Here is a 17,972-nt window from a genome sequence, read left to right on the forward strand (position 1 = left end):
GGTCAACTGCCTTTCCTGATACTGCGGTTCAGCGGGCCTGCCAGACGGGAACGCGCTTCTCGGCGAAGGCGCGGGGGCCTTCCTGGGCGTCCCGGGAGGTCATGACGGCCCGGCCCTCCTGGCGGGTGCGCTCCCAGTCGGCCCCCTCGGACTCCACGCGCCCGGTGCCGATGCCTCGGGCGATGCGCTTGCTGGCCTGGACGGCGAGGGGGGCGTTGGCGGCGATCCGGTCGGCCAGGGCGAGGGCCTCGGTGAGCACGCGGTCGGCGGGGACGACCCGGTTCACCAGGCCGAGGTCGCGTGCGGTGGCCGCGTCCAGGGTGTCGCCGGTGAGCAGCAGTTCCATGGCGACCTTGGGCGGCAGCTGGGCGGCCAGCCGGAAGGCGCCCCCGGCGCCCGCGATGATGCCCCGCTTCACCTCCGGCAGTCCGAAGGAGGCGTCCTCGGCCGCCACCACCAGATCGCTGGCGAGCGCGATCTCGGTGCCGCCGCCCAGGGCGAAGCCGCGCACGGCCGCGATGGTGGGCTTGCCGATGTGGTGGCTGACGTATCCGGCGAACCCCCAGTCCTTCGCCTCCGGCGGCATGATGTTCTCGCCCCGGGCCACCGCCTTGAGGTCGGCGCCCGCGCAGAACGCCTTGTCCCCGGCGCCGGTGATGACGACGGCGCGGATCCCCGGGTCCCGGTCGGCCTCCTCCAGCGCCCGGCCGACGCCCAGGGCCACGGCCGCGTTGACGGCGTTGCGGGCCTCGGGCCGGTTGAGGGTGACGACCATGACGTGGCCACGCCGTTCCACGAGGACCGCGGGCACGGTGGGGGTCGCCTCCGGGGCCGCTTCCCGGGTCGCCCCCGGGGTCGCCTCCTGGTCCTCCAGCACCCCGCGGGCGACGAGCTTGTCGATGTCTTCTTCGGTCAGACCGAGCAGCTCGCGGGCGATCTCCCGGGTGTGCTCGGCGGGCAGGGGTGCCGGTCGCTGCGGCGGGTCGGCGAGGTGCCGCGAGCGGGCCGGGCGGGCCTCGGCGGGCAGCGCCTCGGCGAGCGTCGGCTGCCACAGCTCCGTGAAGAATCCCCGGGCCAGCAGCTGGGGGTCGGTGAGCAGTTCGGGGACGCGGAGCATCGGCGCGGCCGGGACACCGGCCGCCTGGAGGAGTTCGGTGACCTCGCGGGGCGTACGGGCGGCGGTCCAGGAGGCCAGGTCCCCGTCGCCGACCACGGCCCGCAGCCGCTCCCGGTCCGTGTCGTCCCGTACGTCGACGACGCACCACTGGTCGTCGCCCGCGCAGGGGTAGACCCCGTCCGCGGTGGCCCGCAGCGAGCCGGGGGCCAGCCACTCGGCCGCCAGGTGCTCGGCGAGGGCGTCCAGGATGATCTCCGCCTGGGCGATGCCGACCGTGCCGCCGTGGCCGGTCGCGCGCAGCCGGATCAGCTGGGCGACGACGGCCGCCGCGCCGACCCGGCCCACCACGTGGTCGGGGTAGATGGTGACCGAGTCGCTGTGGCCGTCCGGGTCACCGGGGTAGCTCCACAGGTCGCTCAGGCCGGTCGAGGCGCGGACGAGCGGGCCGTAGCCCATCCGGCGGCTCCACGGACCGCTCCCGCCGAAGGCGCTGCTGTCGGCGACGATCAGGCGGGGGTTGAGGCCGAGCAGGACGTCCGGGCCGAGGCCCAGGGCTTCGAGGGTGCCCGGCTTGAAGTTGGAGAGCACGACGTCGGCCTCGGCGGCGAGCCGCCGGAAGAGTGCGGCGCCCTCCGGGTCGCGCAGATTGAGGCCCAGGCTGCGTTTGTTGCGATGGCCCCAGGCCGCCGACGCGGTGATGACCTCACCGGTCATGGACTGGCGCCCGCCGTCCGGGAAGGCGCGGTTCTCCACCTTGACGACGTCGGCGCCGTGGTCGGCGAGCAGCCGGCCCAGCTCGGCCCCGGCCACGATGACACCGAGGTCGAGGACGCGGAGCCCGGCGAGCGGGTGGGCGCGTTCGGCGGCCGTGGCGGCCGGTTCCCCGGGAGTTCGCGCCTCGCCGAGGACCTCGGCGTTGTGTTCTCCCGGCAGCGGGGCCCGGCGGGAGGGAGTCGCACGGACGCCGTCGACCTCCAGGAAGCCCGTGGGCACCCGGGCGGTGCGGCCGGGGGCGAGTTCGAGGTCGGCCAGGGCACCGCGCTCCAGGTAGTGCCCGGCGCACAGGGTCTCGCCGGCGGTCAGCACGGCGGCGATGGGCACCCCGTGTTCCTGGCCCTGGCGCACCAGGTCGTCGCGGGTGCGGTCCTGGAAGTGGGCGGCGATCCGGGCCTGGATGCGGTCGGCCTCCTGGAAGCGGACGGCGAGGTTCTCGTAGCGCGGGCCGGCGAACTCCTCCGGTTCGCCCAGCCAGGCCCGCAGGCCCCGCCACTGGCGGACGCCGAGGACGCAGATGCGCACCAGGCCGTCGGCGCACCGGAAGATCGGGTACAGGTGTCCGGCGGACGGCCTGCCGGGCGGCCAGTCGGCGGCCCGCTTGCCGCCGGTCGCGGAGCCGCCCATGCCGAACCCGGGGTCGAGGAGCTGGGTGACGGCCTCGTGCACGGAGAAGTCGATGTGGTCGCCGTGGCCGGTGCGGAGGCTGTTGTAGTGGGCGAGCAGGGCCACCCAGGCCGCCTGGAGGTTCGCGGACTCGGTCACCAGCGAACCGGGCGGCGGCAGCGGCGGGCGCCCGGGCAGACCGGAGCGGGACAGCAGGCCACTCAGGGCCGCGTGCACGGCGTCGGTGGCCGCGTATCCGGCGTACGGGCCGGTGAGCCCGAAGTCGCTGATGGTGACCAGCACCAGCCGGGGGTTGCGGGCCGCCACGGTGTCGTAGTCGAGGCCGGGGAGGTCGCAACGCCCGGACTCGATCCAGATGTCGGCGGTGTCCAGCAGGGCGCGCAGGTCGCGGCGGCCGTCGTCGGTGTGCGGGTCGAGGGTGACGCCGCGCTTGCCCGCGTTGCGGACCGCGAAGTAGAGGCTGGTGCCCCCGTGGAGCGGGGCCCGGCCGCGGGCACGGGCGCCGGCCGGCGGTTCCACCAGGACGACGTCGGCGCCGAGGGCGGCCAGGAAGCGGCCGGCTCCCTCGCCGCGTCCGTCGGTGGTGTCGACCACCCGGATTCCGTGCAAGGGCGTTGCTTCGGTCATGACTCAACCTCCGGGCTGGCCGCCCGACGCCACGACGCACCGACGCGGGCACGCCGGACCCACCCATGGCCTGGGGCGATGAAGGGGGCACGACGGGGGTGCGGGGCGGGAACGCCCCTACCAGCGCGCGTCGGAGAGCCGCGGCGGCCGGGTGTCGGCCGTGTGAACTCCGCGTTTCCGTGTCCTCAGCCTCACCCGGGCCGAACGTGCCTGTACATGTCCGTTTCGCTGATGTGCACGTGTCCGCGGCGGCAACGTCACCGGCTTCTGGAGGCGGCGCGAGGACGGTGATCTACTGGCCCGGTGGACATCCAGCAGTTGCGCTATTTCCTGGCCGTCGCCGACGAACTGCACTTCGGCCGGGCGGCGGAGCGTCTGCACGTGACCGCCTCGCCGCTGAGCCGCCGGATCCGGGAGCTGGAGCACGAGCTGGGCCGCGATCTGTTCGTGCGCGAGCACCACCACGTGGAGCTGACGTCCTTCGGAGTGGTCTTCCGGGGCCGGGCCGCGGACGTGGTGCGGGACTTCGACGCCCTGCGCGAACTCGCCCACGACCGTCCGGACGCCCCGTGCTGCCGGGTCGGGGCGGCTCCCCTGACCCCGCCGAAGGTGCTGGACACGGTCCTCGCCGCCTACCGCGAGACGGCGCCCGGGGTCGACCTGCCCGTCGCCCTCGCCTCCTCGGCCGAGCTGCTGGACCGGCTCGCCGCCGACCGCGTCGACCTCGCGGTGGTCCATCTCCCGCTCGGCCGGGCCGACTTGGAGAGCCTGGTGGTCGCCCGCGGCAGGCTCGGCGTGGCCATGGCGGCCGACGACGAGTTCGCGGACCGCGCGACCCTGACGCTGCGGGACCTGCGCCACCGCCAGGTGCTGATGACCTCGGCCAAGGTGCACCCGTCCGTGATGGGCGAGCACCGGTCGGCGCTGCTGGCGGCCGGCGTCACCCGCCTGGTGTCCCTCCCCCACAACGACGTCGTCCAGATCGCCGCCCATGTACTGCGCACCGGCGCCCTGGCCCTCACCGTCCTCGGCGAGGACCTCCCCACCTCCCGCGTCTTCGACTCCGCCGCCTTCCGCCTCGTCCCCCTCGACGAACCCGGCCTGTCCCTCCGCGTCGGTATCGCGTGGCGGCCGGACGCGGAACGGTCGGTGCCGGGACTCCGCGAGGCGCTGGCAGCACTGCGCGAGCGCTACGGGGAGGCGCCGGCGGCGCTGTGACGGGGCGTCGGGTGAAGTCGCCGCCGGGTGCCGGCCGGCGTGGGTCCGAGCAGCCGGGGTCCGGGCGGCGGTGTCGGGCGGGTCATGCGGTTCTCTCGGGTGCGGACGAGGCGGTCCGCGCGGGACTGAAGCCCTCCGGTGGCGGGGGCAGCGGGGTGCCGGCGGGGGCGGCCGCGTAGACGTAGGCGTCCGGGCGGAGGGCGAGGGTGGTGGTGCGGTGGGCGGCCAGCCAGGCGAGCAGTACGCCGTCCTCGTCGACGACGGCGCCCTCGGCGGGGCGTGAGGCCGCGGGCAGGACGGTCAGGGTGGGGACACCGAGCCGCTCCCAGGCGGGCTGCGGGGCGAGCGGGCCCGTGTGCAGGAGGAGCCAGCGGCCGGCGAGTACGTCGTCCAGGCGGACCCGGGTTCCGGAAGGGTCGGTGACCCAGGGTTGCGGGAGCTGCTTCCCGACGGCCTTGGTGCGGGGGCCGGCCTGGAAGCCCTTGGCGTAGGAGGCGACCGGTATCCAGTGGGAGTCCACCAGCCGGGAGTTGAGGCCGGTCGCCCGGAGCAGCGCGCGCAACGCGGTGTCCCGGGCGCGGGCCACGGGGAGCCGTCGTTCGGTGATGATCCGGCCGACGAACACCGCCCGCCTGGTGATCTCCTTGACGTGCGGCTTGCGTTCGGCCTCGTAGGAGTCGAGAAGCGTCTCGGGCAGTTCGCCGCGCAGTACGGCGGTGAGCTTCCAGCACAGGTTGGCCGCGTCCCGCACACCGGCGGCCATGCCCTGCCCGATCCACGGCGGCATCGCGTGCGCGGCGTCCCCGGCGAGGAAGACCCTGCCCACCCGGAACCGGGCGGCGAAGCGGACATGGTGGCTGTAGACGGTGGCGCGCAGGATCTCGATCCGGTCCCGGCCGATCCCGTACTTGGACACCATCGCGTGGATGGCGTCGTCGGTGGTCAGATGCTCCTCGTCGTCACCCGGCAGGATGGGGAACTCCCAGCGGTGGTGCCCCAGCGGGGTCGGGCAGTCGACCGCCGGCCGTGCCGGGTCGCAGCGGAAGCGCAGCCGGTCGTGGTCCGGCCACGGCTTGAGCATCTTCGTGTCGACGACGACCCAGCGGTCCTCGTACGTCCGCCCCTCGTAGCCGACGTTCAGCTGTGCCCGGGCGAGGCTGGAGCCGCCGTCGGCCGCGATCACGTACTTCGCGCGCAGCCGCCGTACCGAGTCGTCGGCGCCCACGACCGTCAGCTCGACGCCCTCCGCGTCCTGTCGCAGCCGCAGGCACTCGTGCCGCAGCAGCACCTCCACGTTCGGGTACCGGTCGACGCCCTCGCGCAGCACCTGCTCCAGGGCCGGCTGGTAGATGAACATCTGCGGCGGATGCCCGTGACCGCGCGGACTGGGGCAGGCGGTGAGGAACGTACGCCCCCGTGCGTCGACGAAGTCCAGCGGCCGCTCGGCGAGCATGTCCCGCTTCAGCCGGTCGGCCAGGCCGACGCGCTGCCAGATCCGGATGACCTCCTCGTCCGTGGAGATGGCCCGGGCCCGGGAGTAGACCTCGGCGTCCCGCTCCAGCACGACGACCCTCAGGCCCGCCCGGCCCAGCAGGTTCGCGGCGGTCACCCCCGTGGGCCCGTACCCGATCACCGCCACGTCGTAGGCGCCGCCCTCGCGGTCGCCGCTCTCCCTGTCCGGGTACCTCATGTCACTCCTGTCACGATGCACTGATGTAGCGTTCACTCCAATTGGAACAGCCGTTACGGTAAGCAGGCCGTCAGAAGGCGGTCAAGTGCCGCTACGACGGGAAGGGCAGCCCCCATGACCAGCACCCCGCGCCGGATCGACGTCCATCAGCACCTGGTCCCGCCGCTGTACCGGGAGGCGCTCGCCCGGCAGGGGATCACCGAGGCGGGCGGCCGTGTGCTGCCCGACTGGAGTCCGGAGGCGGCCCTGGAACTGATGGACCTGCTGGGCACCGAGACGGCGATCCTGTCGATCTCCACCCCGGGCACCGGTTTCCTCGCCGACCCCGGCGAGGCGGCCGGCCTGGCGCGGCGGCTCAACGACTTCTCCGCCGCCCTGACCGCCGAGCACCCCGGCCGCTTCGGCTGGTTCGCCACCCTGCCGCTGCCCGACGCGGCCGCCTCGGCGCGGGAGGCCGAGCGGGCCCTCGCCGGACTCGGTGCCGACGGCGTCACCCTTCTCGCCAACACCGGCGGGGACTATCTCGGCGCCGCCGGACAGGACGCCCTGTGGCGGGTGCTGGACGAGCACGGTGCCGTCGTGTTCGTCCATCCGGCCGAGCTGCCCGGGCCCGCCGTCGACGGCATCCCGCCGTTCGCCGCCGACTTCCTGCTCGACACCACCCGCGCCGCGTATCTGCTGGTCCGCAACGGGGTCGTGCGCCGGTACCCGCGCATCCGGTTCGTCCTCAGCCATGCCGGCGGTTTCGTGCCGTACGCCTCCCACCGCATCGCCGTCGCGCTCGCCGCCGACACCGGGCGCAGCCCCCTCGACCTCCTGGAGGACCTGCGCGGCTTCTACTTCGACACCGCGCTCTCCTCCAGCCCCGCCGCCCTGCCCACGCTCCTCGCCTTCGCCCGCCCCGGACATGTGCTGTTCGGCAGCGACTGGCCGTTCGCCCCCACCGCGGCGGGCCAGTACTTCGCCAACGGCCTCGACAGCGGGGTCGACCCCGTCACCCTCGCGGCCGTCGACCGCGGCAACGCCGAGTCCCTCTTCCCCCGCCTGGCCGACGCGCCCGCCCCGGCACCCGCCCGGCGTCCGCTCCCGGCGCGACTGCGGCAGGCCGCTCGGCGCGCCGGTGCCCGCGCCTTCTTCCGGCTGGTGCAGCCCGGAACCGACTGAGGGAGCCCCAGGGGGCCGGGTGAACCGGCAGGGAACTCTTGGTCATGGGTTCCTTTGGACGGCCGTTCGAGAAGAAAGGGCTGCCTAACATGAGGCGATCACGAACGGTACGAACCCCGGGAGCTCGGGATGGTGTTGTCCGGCCTCAGCGGGAGGTCGTTGCGTCCCTGGGCGGTCGTCGGTGTCGCCGTCGTCTGCCTGGTGGCCGGAGTCCTGGCGCTCACGCACGACTCGCACCCCGCACACGCCGACCCGGCCGCCCTGCCGCACACCACGGTGGAGGTGTCCGCCAGCCGCTGCGGCCGGGGGTGGAGCGCGCCGGTGTCCGGGATCCAGGTCTTCGACCTGCACAACCCGACCGACGGCCCGGCCGAGGTCCTCCTGGAGGACCCGGGGAGCCAGGCCGTGTACGGCGAGGTCGAGGACATCGGCCCGGGCACCACCCGGGAGCTGACCGTCCGGCTGGGCAGGGGCGCGTACGCGTTCAAGTGCGTGCCCGACGACGCCGACGCCGTCACCGGGCCCACGGTCCGCATCGCGAAGGGCCACGGCGGCCCGGCCGCGGCCCCGGTCACCGAGCACGACCTGATCCCGCCCGCGCTCGCCTACCAGAAGTGGATCGGCGGCGGCCTGTCCGGCGTCGTACGGCTGACCACGGCGCTCAAGGACGCGATCGACCGCGGTGACCTCGCGGCCGCCCGCACCGCCTGGCTCCCCGCCCACCTGGAGTACGAGCGGATGGGCGCGGCGTACGACGCCTTCGGCGACGCGGACGGGGCGGTCAACGGCACGGACGCGGGGCTGCCCGGCGGGGTGCACGACAAGGACTTCACCGGGTTCCACCGCGTCGAGTACGGGCTGTGGCACGGCGAGTCCGCCGCGAGCCTGCGCGGACCGGCGGCCGGCCTGCTGACGGCGGTCACCGCGTTGCGCGACGACTGGGCGCAGACCCGCATGGACCCGGCCCAGCTGGGGCTGCGGGCGCACGAGATCCTGGAGAACACGGTGCAGTTCGAGCTGACCGGCCGTACCGACTACGGCAGCGGCAGCAACCTCGCCACCGCCCGCGCCAACCTGGACGGCACCGAGCAGGTCCTGTCCCGGCTGCACCCGCTGCTGGCCACCCGGTACGCGGATCTCGCCGGTCTGGAGGGCGAGTTGAAGCAGGCGGGCACGGTGCTCGACGGCTTCGACCACGATGGCACCTGGACACCGCTGGGCAAGCTCGGTCACCGCCGGCGCGAAAACGTCGACGCGGTCCTCGACGACCTGGTGGAACGGCTGGCGTCGGTGGCTACCCTGTGCGATCCGCGGAGGACGGTGTGAGTACCGAAGAGATGAGCAGCGGGACGACGGGTGGGGCGACGGGCGGCAAGACCGGTGGGGTGACCGGCGGGACGACGGGTGGCAAGGCCGGTGGGGTGGGCCGCCGCGGTTTTCTGCGCGGTGCGGCCCTCGCGGGTGCCGGGCTGGCGGCGGGCGGTGCGGCCGCGCCCGGCGGCGTGGCCACCTCCGGCACGGAGGCGACGCCCGTGGCCCCGTTCCACGGTCCCCGCCAGCGGTCCGCGATCGCCGCGCCCCGCCGGACCACGGTGTTCACGTCGTTCGACGTCACCGCCGGGGACCGGGCCGGGCTGACCGAACTGCTGCGCACCCTCACCGAGCGCGCCCGTTTCCTGACCTCGGGCGGCACCCCGGAGCCGGTCGGCGTCACGGGGCCGCCCGCCGACTCGGGCGTCCTCGGCGAGCGACTGCCCTCCGGGGCGCTGGCGGTGACCGTCGGCGTCGGCGCCTCCCTCTTCGACGACCGGTACGGGCTCGGGAAGCTGAGACCGCGTCGGCTGACGGCGATGCCGGCGTTCCCGGACGACGACCTCAGGCCCGAGTGGTGCCACGGCGACCTCAGTTTGCAACTGCACGCGGACGACACCGACACCGTGCTGCACGCTCTGCGCGACATCGCCCGGCACACCCGGGGCGGTATGCAGGTCCGTTGGCGGATGGACGGCTTCACCAGTCCGCCCCGGCCGTCCGGCACCCCGCGCAACCTGCTGGGCTTCAAGGACGGCACCGCCAACCCGGAGACCGCGAGCGCCCGCGAGATGGACCGGCTGGTGTGGGTCGGCCAGGGCTCCGGCGAGCCGGACTGGGCGGTCGGCGGCAGTTACCAGGTGGTACGGCTCATCCGCATGCTGGTGGAGTTCTGGGACCGGGTCTCGCTCAGCGAGCAGGAGCGGATGTTCGGCCGCTCCCGCGAGTCCGGAGCGCCCCTGGACGGCGACGCCGAGCACGACACGCCCGACTACGCCGACGACCCGAAGGGTGACGTCATCCCGCTGGACGCGCACATCCGGCTCGCCAACCCGCGCACCACGGCCACCGCGGACCAGCGGCTGCTGCGCCGGGCCTACAACTACGACCGGGGCATGGACAGCAACGGCAACCTCGACATGGGCCTGCTCTTCAGCTGCTACCAGCAGGACCTGGCCCGGCAGTTCGAGACGGTGCAGAAGCGGCTGGCCGGGGAACCGCTCGTCGACTACATCTCCCCGTTCGGCGGCGGCTACTTCTTCGCGCTGCCCGGCGTGCGGGACGGCGACGACTGGTACGGGCGCGCGCTGCTGACCTGAGCCGCGGCGCGCTCTTGACCGGGATTTGGCCACCCGCTGGACCCGAGCTTGTTCGAACAACTCCCTAGCCCAATCGGTCAATACACGGTCAAGGTTTGCCCCAGCATCCCTGACCCGGTGTTCATTCACCCGCCATCATGGCTCCGCCGGACCGCCCGGAAGCGGGCGAAGCATCCCTGCCTGTACGACGCAGTGACGTTCATGCCCGGAGGGGAACCAGCATGGCCAGCACAGGAAGACGAACGGCGATCAGGAGCCTCGGCGCTCTCGCGGGGGCCGCCGCACTCACGGTCCTCGGCGGCACCGCGCCCAGCTGGGCCGCCGTCCCCGCCGGACACGGCGGCGGCTCGTCGACCGCGACCCCGATCAAGCACGTGGTCGTGCTGTTCGACGAGAACATCTCCTTCGACCACTACTTCGCGACCTACCCGAAGGCCGCGAACACCGACGGCACCAAGTTCACGGCGTCGAAGAACACCCCGAAGGACGTCGACACCCTCGCGCACGCCGGGCTGCTGACGAAGAACCCGAACCAGTACCTGCCCAAGCGGCTCACCCCGGCGCAGGCCATGACCTGCGACCAGAACCACTCCTACGGCCCCGAGCAGCTGGCCTACGACGGTGGCAAGGCCGACCAGTTCGTGCAGAACACCGAGGTCGACAAGTGCTCCGGCGGCCTGTTCGGCGAGCCCGGCCTGGTCATGGACTACTACGACGGCAACACCGTCACCGGTCTGTGGAACTACGCCCAGCAGTACACCCTCAACGACCGGTCCTACAGCTCGGTCTACGGCCCCTCCACGCCCGGCGCGCTCAACCTGATCTCGGGTCAGACGCACGGCGCGGTCTCGGTGGACTCGGTCACCGGCAAGCAGACGTCGACGCCGGACTCGTACGCCATCGCCTCCCCCAACGCGAAGGGCGTCGGCACGGTCGTCAACGACCCCGACCCGGCCTACGACGACTGCTCCGACAAGGACCACACCAGCACCAGCGCGCTGGCGTCGCTGCAGGGCAAGAACATCGGTGACCTGCTCAACGGCAAGCACGTGACCTGGGGTTGGTTCCAGGGCGGCTTCCGTCCGTCCACGGCCTACACCGGCGCCTCCGGCTCCTACGCCAAGTGCGACACCACGCACACCAACGTGGGCGGCGCCTCCGTGGTCGACTACAGCCCGCACCACAACCCGTTCTCGTACTACAAGTCGACGTCCAACCCGCACCACGTGGCGCCGAAGAACGTGAACGAGATCGGCCACGACGGCCAGGCGAACCACAACTACGACCTGACCGACTTCACGGCGGCCGCCAAGGCGGGCAAGCTGCCGGCCGTCAGCTTCCTCAAGGCCGGTGAGTACCAGGACGGCCACGCCGGCTACTCCGACCCGACCGACGAGCAGCACTTCCTGGTCAACGAGATCAACGCGATCCAGAGCTCGCCGCAGTGGAAGTCCACCGCGATCGTCGTCGCCTACGACGACTCCGACGGCTGGTACGACCACGCGTACGCCAAGCCCCGCAACGGCTCCAAGGACACCACGGTCGGCTCCAACGGCAAGGCCCTGGACAGCGCCGCCTGCCAGGCCGGCCCGGCCGCGTCCGGCGGCTACGCCGACCGCTGCGGCCCCGGCACCCGGCAGCCGCTGCTGGTCATCTCGCCCTACAGCAAGGTGAACAAGGTCGACCACACCCGGACCGACCAGTCCTCGATCACCCGCTTCATCGAGGACAACTGGCGCACCGGCCGGGTCGGCGACCACTCCTTCGACGCCACCGCGGGCTCGCTGACGGGCATGTTCGACTTCAGGCACCCCAACAACAAGCAGGTGCTGCTGAACGCGAACGGCTCCGTCAAGTCGGTCAAGCCGATCCACCACGTGGCCGCGGTGAGCACCCGCATCACCCCGGGTCCGGCGATGGAGAACACGGCCGCCACGACCGGCTCGGGCCGGTTCCCGACCCTTCCGGTCGGCCTCGGCGCGGGCGCCCTGGTGGCCGCCGGTGCCACGGGCACCTTCCTGACGCTGCGCCGCAAGCAGCGCACCACGGCCTGACCCCTCCCGCACGGCCCTGATCACCTCGGCACGGTCCTCCTCCCCGGACCGTGCCGAGGTGCGTACGGACCGCGGCGGCCCGGCGCCCGGGCCTTTCCCGAGCCGAATCCGCTGGTTACGCTCCTCTCCACCACTGCTGCGACGGCGCGGCCGGAAGGGGATGTGCGATGGGTCTGGGAGCGATCGATCTCAATCTTCTGGTGGCGCTGGAGGCGCTCCTGGAGGAGAAGAACGTCACGCACGCCGGCAGCCGTCTGTCCATCAGCCAGTCCGCGATGAGCGGCTCGCTCGCCCGGCTGCGCCGGCACTTCGACGACGAGCTGCTGGTGCGGGTGGGCCGTGACTACGAGCTCACCTCGCTCGCCGAGCAGCTGCTCCCGGTCGTCCAGGCCTCGCTGCACAAGGCCGAGGAGGCGCTGTCGCTCACCCGCCGCTTCGACCCGACGGACAGCGACCAGCAGTTCTCGGTCGTGATGTCCGACTACGTCATGACGGTCCTCGTGGAGCCGCTGCTGCGGACCCTCGCCGAGGAGGCGCCCGGGATCCGGCTGGACGTGCACCCGATCGTCGACGGCCGGCCGGAGTCGGAGTCGCACCTGCGCTGCCACGATCTGATGGTGGTGCCGCTCGGCTTCCATCTGCCGGGGGTGAGCGAGGCGGTGATGCGCGACCGGTTCGTGTGCATCGTCGACCCCGACAACCCGCGGCTCGCCAAGGGCCGGCTCACCCTGCGCGACCTGGCCGAGATGCCGCATGCCGCGTCCGCCTTCGGCAAGCAGCTGACACACGCCGACCGCCAGCTGGAGACCCTCGGCATCACCCCGCGGGTGCAGGTGAGCGCGCCCGGCTTCACCACGCTGCCGTTCCTGGTGGGCGGCACCGACCTGGTGGCGCTGGTGCCGGAGCTGCTGGCCCGGCACTATGCCGGTTTCGCGCGCTGTGTCGCCGTACCGACGCCGTTCCCCGAGGTGCCGCTGGTGGAGGCCATGTACTGGCACCACAACCGGCACGCCGACCCCGCGCACCGCTGGCTGCGGGAGACCGTGCGCCGGGTCGCCGGGTCGCTGGGCGGCGCCCACCGGCCGTTCGGCGCGGAGACCGCCGAGCACACCGGGCCCGGACTCCCCAGGCTGACCACAGCCTCCTGACCGCCCGACCAGCCACCCGGCGAAGACGCACCGGCACACCTCCCGGACCTTCAGCGACGAGCCGGGCCACGAGGACGCCTTCCGGGTGCCGGGCGGTCAGGTCCTGTGCGTCATGGGGAGGGGCACGCGGGCTGCCCCGGCCCGGGCGGTCCGCGCCGCCGGATCCGGACCGGCGACGCGCCGTGGATACGATGATCGGCGACACGGGCACCGGCACCGCGTGGCACCACGCCTGACCGGCCCACCAGGGACGGCGGAAGAGGCGCGAGACCATGACGAGCGGCGATGCCGTCGCACTGGACGACCCGGTCGGCGGGTCGCTGCGCGGTCACCACGCGGGGCTCGGGCGCCGGCTCGGCCGGGCCGCCACCTATCTGCCGGACGTCGCGACCTTCTCGACGCTCGCCGCGGATCCGGACCGGGCGGACTGGGCCGACCTCGCCCGGCTGCTCGGCCGGGGCGAGTTCGCCGACCTGTTCAGCTGCCCCGCGACCCCGCCGCCGGACTGGGAGCCGGTCTTCGTCCTCGAAGGCCGGCAGCTGGTCCGGCCCGGCGGCGCCGCGCCCGATCAGGAACCGGCCCCGGCCGGCGCCGGACCGGTCGAGCTGGGTGCGGCCGACGTGCCCGAGATGCTCGACCTGGTCGGGCGGACCCGGCCGGGCCCGTTCTGGCCGCGCACCCACGAGCTCGGCACCTACCTCGGCGTCCGGGACGGCGGCAGGCTGGTGGCCATGGCGGGGGAACGGCTCCGGCCGCCGGGGTGGACCGAGATCAGCGCCGTCTGCACGGCCCCCGAGGCACGCGGGCGCGGCCACGCCGTCCGCCTGGTCAACGCGCTCACCGCCCGGGTGCTGGCGCGCGGCGAACGCCCCTTCCTGCATGTGGCCGAGGCGAACACCGGGGCGATCGCGCTCTACGAACGGCTCGGCTTCGAGACCCGCAGGCAGGTCACGTTCCGCGGGTTCCGCACCCCGTGACGGCTCCGGCACGCGGTGCCGGGACCAGGAGCTTCACGTGGTGCTGCTCCGGCGGACCGGCCCGGAGCGGGCGGGCGGTGGCGTCCTCGTCCGGCTGAGAGGCGTCCGGGCCTGGGCACCGTGGTGCGGTGGTGCGTGCGGTTGTCGTCCGTCGTGCGGCACGGGATGCTGAGGGGGCACGGAGGGAAGCGGTGCCCATGGATCGTTTTCCGCATGCGGCCGATGTCGAGTTCCACAGTCCCCTCGACCTCTCCAGGGCCGCCGCCGCGGTACTGGACGCGGAAGGCCGCATCTCCGGGTGGGGCTCCTCGGCCCAGCGCCTCCTCGGCCATCCGTCCGAGGACGTGCTCGGCCGGCCGGCCGCCCGGCTGCTGGCAGCGGACCCAGGGCAGCGGCTGTCCGCCCTCTGCAAGGCGGACAGGGCCCGCAGCACGGTCCTGGACCTCAGCTGCCGGGACGGCCGCACCCTGCGGGCAGCCGTCACGTTCAGCCCCCTCGCGCACCTGGGCACGGCCGCGACGGTCGTGGTCGCGGCGGATCTGGCGGCGCTGCGCGGCTGGGAGGCGCAGCTGGCGCTGCTGCAGGGGATGGCGACCGAGTCCGCCGTAGGGCTGACGATCTTCGACACCGACATGCGCGTGGTCTGGGGGAACACCTCGACCGATCTGGAGCTCGGCGGGGTCGCCCAGTACGTGGGCCGGCCGGCCGCGGACCTCTTTCCGGAGGGCGAGTTCATCTCGCGGCACCACCCCCCGGACGAGGACCAGATCATGGAGCACGTGCTGACGACGGGGGAACCGATCCTCGGCATGCACTACCGCGGACGCGCTCCGGCCGACCCGGGGCGCGAGCATGTCTGGTCCTGCTCGTACCACCGGCTGGTGGACGCCCGGGGCGAGCCGCTGGGGCTGTTCGAGGAGTCCCTGGACATCACGGACCGCTACCGCGCCCAGGAACGGCTGTCGCTGCTGGTGCGGGCGGGCAAGCGGATCGGCGCCTCGCTGGACGTGCGCCGGACCGCCGCGGAGCTCGCCGACGTGGCGGTGCCGCAGCTGGCCGACGAGGTGCTGGTGGACCTGCCGCCCGCGGTCATCGAGGGACGGCAGCCGCCGACGGGCTCGGCGCCGGGGCACAGCATGCTGCGGATGCACGGACGGACCCCGGAGGAGTTCCGGACCAGTCCCGTCTCCTATCCGCCGGCGTCACCGCAGGCCATGAGCCTGGCCACCAGCCGGCCCGTGGTCGACGCCGCCCCGCCCGGCGTCCCGGGCGAGCGGGCGTCGGCCGGACACCGGTGCAGCCTCTTCGTCCCGCTGCTCGCCCGGGACGCGGTGGTGGGCCTGGCGACCTTCCGGCGCAGCAGCAATCCCGACCCGTTCGGGCCCGAGGAGCAGACCCTCGCGGTGGAGCTGGCCGAACGGGCCGCCGTCGGCATCGACAACGCCCGCCGCTACACCAGCCAGCACGCGGCGGCCCTGGTGCTGCAGCGGAGCCTGCTGCCCCAGCACCTGCCGGCGCAGAGCGCGGTCGAGGTGGCCTACCGCTACCTTCCCGCGGACAGCCGGGTGGGCGTGGGCGGGGACTGGTTCGACCTGATCCCCCTGTCCGGGGCCAGGGTGGGGCTGACCGTCGGTGACGTGGTCGGCCACGGGGTGCACGCCGCGGCGACCATGGGCCGGCTGCGCGCCACCGTACGGACCCTCGCCCTGCTGGACCTGGACCCGGCCGAGCTGCTCACCCGGCTCGACGGCCTGGTCGCCCAGGACTCGGAGCCCCACGCCGACGACGGGCTGGGCGACGAGGCGCTCGGGGTGACCTGCCTGTACGCGATCTACGACCCGGTCAGCGGCCGCTGTGTGTGGGCGAGCGCGGGGCATCCGCCGCCGATCGTGGCCGACGCGAACGGCTCGGTGGCGCTGTCCTCGCTGGCGCCGGGACCGCCGCTCGGGCTGGGCAGCCTGCCCTACGAGAACGTCGAGCTGAGCCTGTCCAGCGGCAGCGTGGTGGCGTTCTTCACCGACGGTGTCGTGGAGGACCGGCGCACCGACATCGACAGCGGGATCGACCGCCTCGCGCATGTGCTCACCTGGCAGCGGTGCCCGCTGGAGGAGCTCTGCGACCGGGCGCTGTCGACGCTGCCGCCCGGACCGCAGGCGGACGACGCCACGCTGCTGCTCGTCCGCACCCGGCGGCTCGCCGACGGACAGGTGGCGGACCTCGAACTGCCGCCGGACCCGGCGATGGTGGCACGGGCCCGCACGGACACCGAACGCCAGCTGGCGGACTGGGGCCTGTCCGAACTCTCCTTCACCGCCGCGCTCGTGGTGAGCGAGCTGGTCACCAACAGCATCCGGTACGCCACCGGGCCCGTCCTGCTGCGGCTGATCAAGGACCGCAGTCTGCTGTGCGAGGTCTCCGACAACGCGCACACCGCGCCTCATCTGCGGCGGGCGCGCCGGGACGACGAGGGCGGCCGGGGCCTCTTCCTGGTGGCCCAGATGTCGCAGCGCTGGGGCACCCGGTACACCGCGTCCGGGAAGACCATCTGGGCCGAACTCGCCGTCCCCTAGCGGCTCGTGGCGGGCCTGTCGCACAGGGCGTGGTCGACGAGGGCGCCGGTCGCGCGGTTGAGGGCGGCCAGGTCCGGGGGCGCGGTCGTGGTGGAGACGGAGACGGTGACGGCGCGCCTGCCGTCCGCGCTCACCGCGGGGCGGGTGTTGACGCCTGCCCCGTCGCCCTCGTGCAGGTAGTAGTGACCGCCGCAGGACAGCGGGATCTTGCGCAGCCCGAGGCCGTAGGTGCCCTGGGGCATCTCGGCCAGGTCCTCCGGGTCGTCGGTCCGCCGGACGGTCCGGCGCATCTCCCGCCACTGCTCGGCGGGGAGCAGCCTGCCGCCGGCCAGGGCGCGGAAGAAGGTGTTCAGGTCGGCGGTGGTGCTCACCACGCCGGAGTCCGCGGTGTGTTGGAGGCTGTGCTCGGTGACGTCGATCCGGTTGCCGTCGGGGCCCGTGAGGTAGGCGTTCACGTGCGGGTCGGGCAGGTGGGGGTCGAGCCCGGGGACGGACGTGTCCCGCAGCCCCAGCCTGGCGATCACCCGCCGTTCGACCAGTTCCCGCCAGCTCGCGCCGCCGGCCTTCTCTGCGATCATCCCGGCCAGCAGGTAGTTGGTGTTGGAGTACGCCCACCGGGTGGCGCCGCCCGGTCGCGGCACGAACAGCGGCCGGTGCTTCATCGCCACCGCGACCAGGTCGGCCGCGGGTGTGGTGTCGTAGCGGTTCTCCTCGAAGTGGTTGATCAGCCGGTCCTGGATCTCCGGGTCGTCGATGTAGTCGTACAGGCCGCTGGTCTGGCGGAGCAGGTCGCGGACGGTGATGCGGCGGCCGTCGTTCCCGTTTCCGGCGACGACTCCGGGGAGCCAGTGCTCGACCGTGTCGTCCAGGGACAGCCGCTTCTCGGCGACGAGTTGCAGGACCACGGTCGCGGTGAACGTCTTGGTCGTGCTGGCCACGCGGAAGTGCGCGTTCCAGGGGATCGGGTCGGTGGAGTCGGCCGTCCGGGTGCCGATGCGTGCCAGGAGGGGCGCGCCGTGCGGTCCGTCGACCCGGGCCAGCACGTTCACGTCGCCTCCCCCGGCCTCCCGGACGGCGGCGAGGTCCCGCCGGAGCGCTTCCTCGTCGTAGTGGTGCCGCGCGGCCGGGTGGCCGGCGGTGGCGGCGGTCGCGGCCATGGGTGAGGCCGGCGCGAGCAGTGCCGCGGTCAGGACGACCACGGCGGCCTTCTTCGTCGACGGCATCCGCATGTTTCGTATCCCCCGGTGCTCTGGTTCCTGGTCGGTGACGATCTCCAGCCAACCGGATCCGGGCGCGCGGGTGGATGGGGCTGTCCTCCGAATGCGGGGTGTACGTAGCCCCCGGTGGAGCGGACGAGTTCGGCACGGCCACCCTGT

General features: G+C 73.5%; 11 protein-coding genes. 8 read left to right on the forward strand and 3 right to left on the reverse strand.

Annotation, left to right across the window (positions count from 1 at the left end; genetic code table 11):
* Positions 1-28: 28 nt before the first annotated feature.
* Positions 29-3,145, reverse strand: coding sequence for a crotonase/enoyl-CoA hydratase family protein (locus ACIPSJ_RS20495; protein WP_401347520.1), 3,117 nt, complete (start codon positions 3,143-3,145; stop codon positions 29-31).
* Between the two features lie 303 nt (positions 3,146-3,448).
* On the opposite strand from ACIPSJ_RS20495, the gene ACIPSJ_RS20500 reads away from it, so the two are divergent.
* On the forward strand, positions 3,449-4,363 hold the full coding sequence (locus tag ACIPSJ_RS20500; protein ID WP_401347522.1) for a LysR family transcriptional regulator: 915 nt from the start codon (positions 3,449-3,451) through the stop codon (positions 4,361-4,363).
* 82 nt (positions 4,364-4,445) lie between these two features.
* Here ACIPSJ_RS20500 and ACIPSJ_RS20505 read toward each other — a convergent pair whose 3' ends face one another.
* A complete protein-coding gene (locus ACIPSJ_RS20505) occupies positions 4,446-6,053 on the reverse strand; it encodes a bifunctional 3-(3-hydroxy-phenyl)propionate/3-hydroxycinnamic acid hydroxylase (protein WP_401347525.1) in 1,608 nt (535 codons plus the stop codon).
* Between the two features lie 114 nt (positions 6,054-6,167).
* On the opposite strand from ACIPSJ_RS20505, the gene ACIPSJ_RS20510 reads away from it, so the two are divergent.
* The 7 genes from ACIPSJ_RS20510 to ACIPSJ_RS20540 all read left to right on the forward strand — a co-directional run bounded on the left by ACIPSJ_RS20510 (position 6,168) and on the right by ACIPSJ_RS20540 (position 16,596).
* A complete protein-coding gene (locus tag ACIPSJ_RS20510; protein ID WP_401347527.1) occupies positions 6,168-7,217 on the forward strand; it encodes an amidohydrolase family protein in 1,050 nt (349 codons plus the stop codon).
* 129 nt (positions 7,218-7,346) lie between these two features.
* Positions 7,347-8,543 carry an EfeM/EfeO family lipoprotein gene (locus ACIPSJ_RS20515; protein WP_401347528.1) on the forward strand — a complete coding sequence of 399 codons (1,197 nt, stop codon included), beginning with the start codon at positions 7,347-7,349 and terminating at the stop codon, positions 8,541-8,543.
* A complete protein-coding gene (gene efeB / locus ACIPSJ_RS20520) occupies positions 8,540-9,847 on the forward strand; it encodes an iron uptake transporter deferrochelatase/peroxidase subunit (protein WP_401347531.1) in 1,308 nt (435 codons plus the stop codon). Before ACIPSJ_RS20515 ends, efeB begins: the two co-directional genes overlap by 4 nt.
* Positions 9,848-10,068: 221 nt before the next feature.
* Positions 10,069-11,901, forward strand: a complete 1,833-nt coding sequence (locus tag ACIPSJ_RS20525; protein ID WP_401347533.1) for a phospholipase C — start codon at positions 10,069-10,071, stop codon at positions 11,899-11,901.
* Positions 11,902-12,068: 167 nt separating this feature from the next.
* Entirely contained in the window at positions 12,069-13,049 is a 981-nt protein-coding gene (locus tag ACIPSJ_RS20530; RefSeq protein ID WP_401347535.1) for a LysR family transcriptional regulator, read from the forward strand.
* A gap of 272 nt (positions 13,050-13,321) precedes the next feature.
* Positions 13,322-14,026 carry a GNAT family N-acetyltransferase gene (locus ACIPSJ_RS20535; protein WP_359223884.1) on the forward strand — a complete coding sequence of 235 codons (705 nt, stop codon included), beginning with the start codon at positions 13,322-13,324 and terminating at the stop codon, positions 14,024-14,026.
* A 197-nt stretch (positions 14,027-14,223) separates the two neighbouring features.
* Positions 14,224-16,596 carry a SpoIIE family protein phosphatase gene (locus ACIPSJ_RS20540; protein WP_401347538.1) on the forward strand — a complete coding sequence of 791 codons (2,373 nt, stop codon included), beginning with the start codon at positions 14,224-14,226 and terminating at the stop codon, positions 16,594-16,596.
* Here the strand turns inward: ACIPSJ_RS20540 and ACIPSJ_RS20545 are convergent.
* On the reverse strand, positions 16,593-17,819 hold the full coding sequence (locus ACIPSJ_RS20545; protein WP_401347540.1) for a serine hydrolase domain-containing protein: 1,227 nt from the start codon (positions 17,817-17,819) through the stop codon (positions 16,593-16,595). The genes ACIPSJ_RS20540 and ACIPSJ_RS20545 overlap by 4 nt on opposite strands.
* Positions 17,820-17,972: the final 153 nt, after the last annotated feature.

The organism is Streptomyces sp. NPDC090088 (genome assembly GCF_044747345.1).
Lineage (GTDB): Bacteria > Actinomycetota > Actinomycetes > Streptomycetales > Streptomycetaceae > Streptomyces.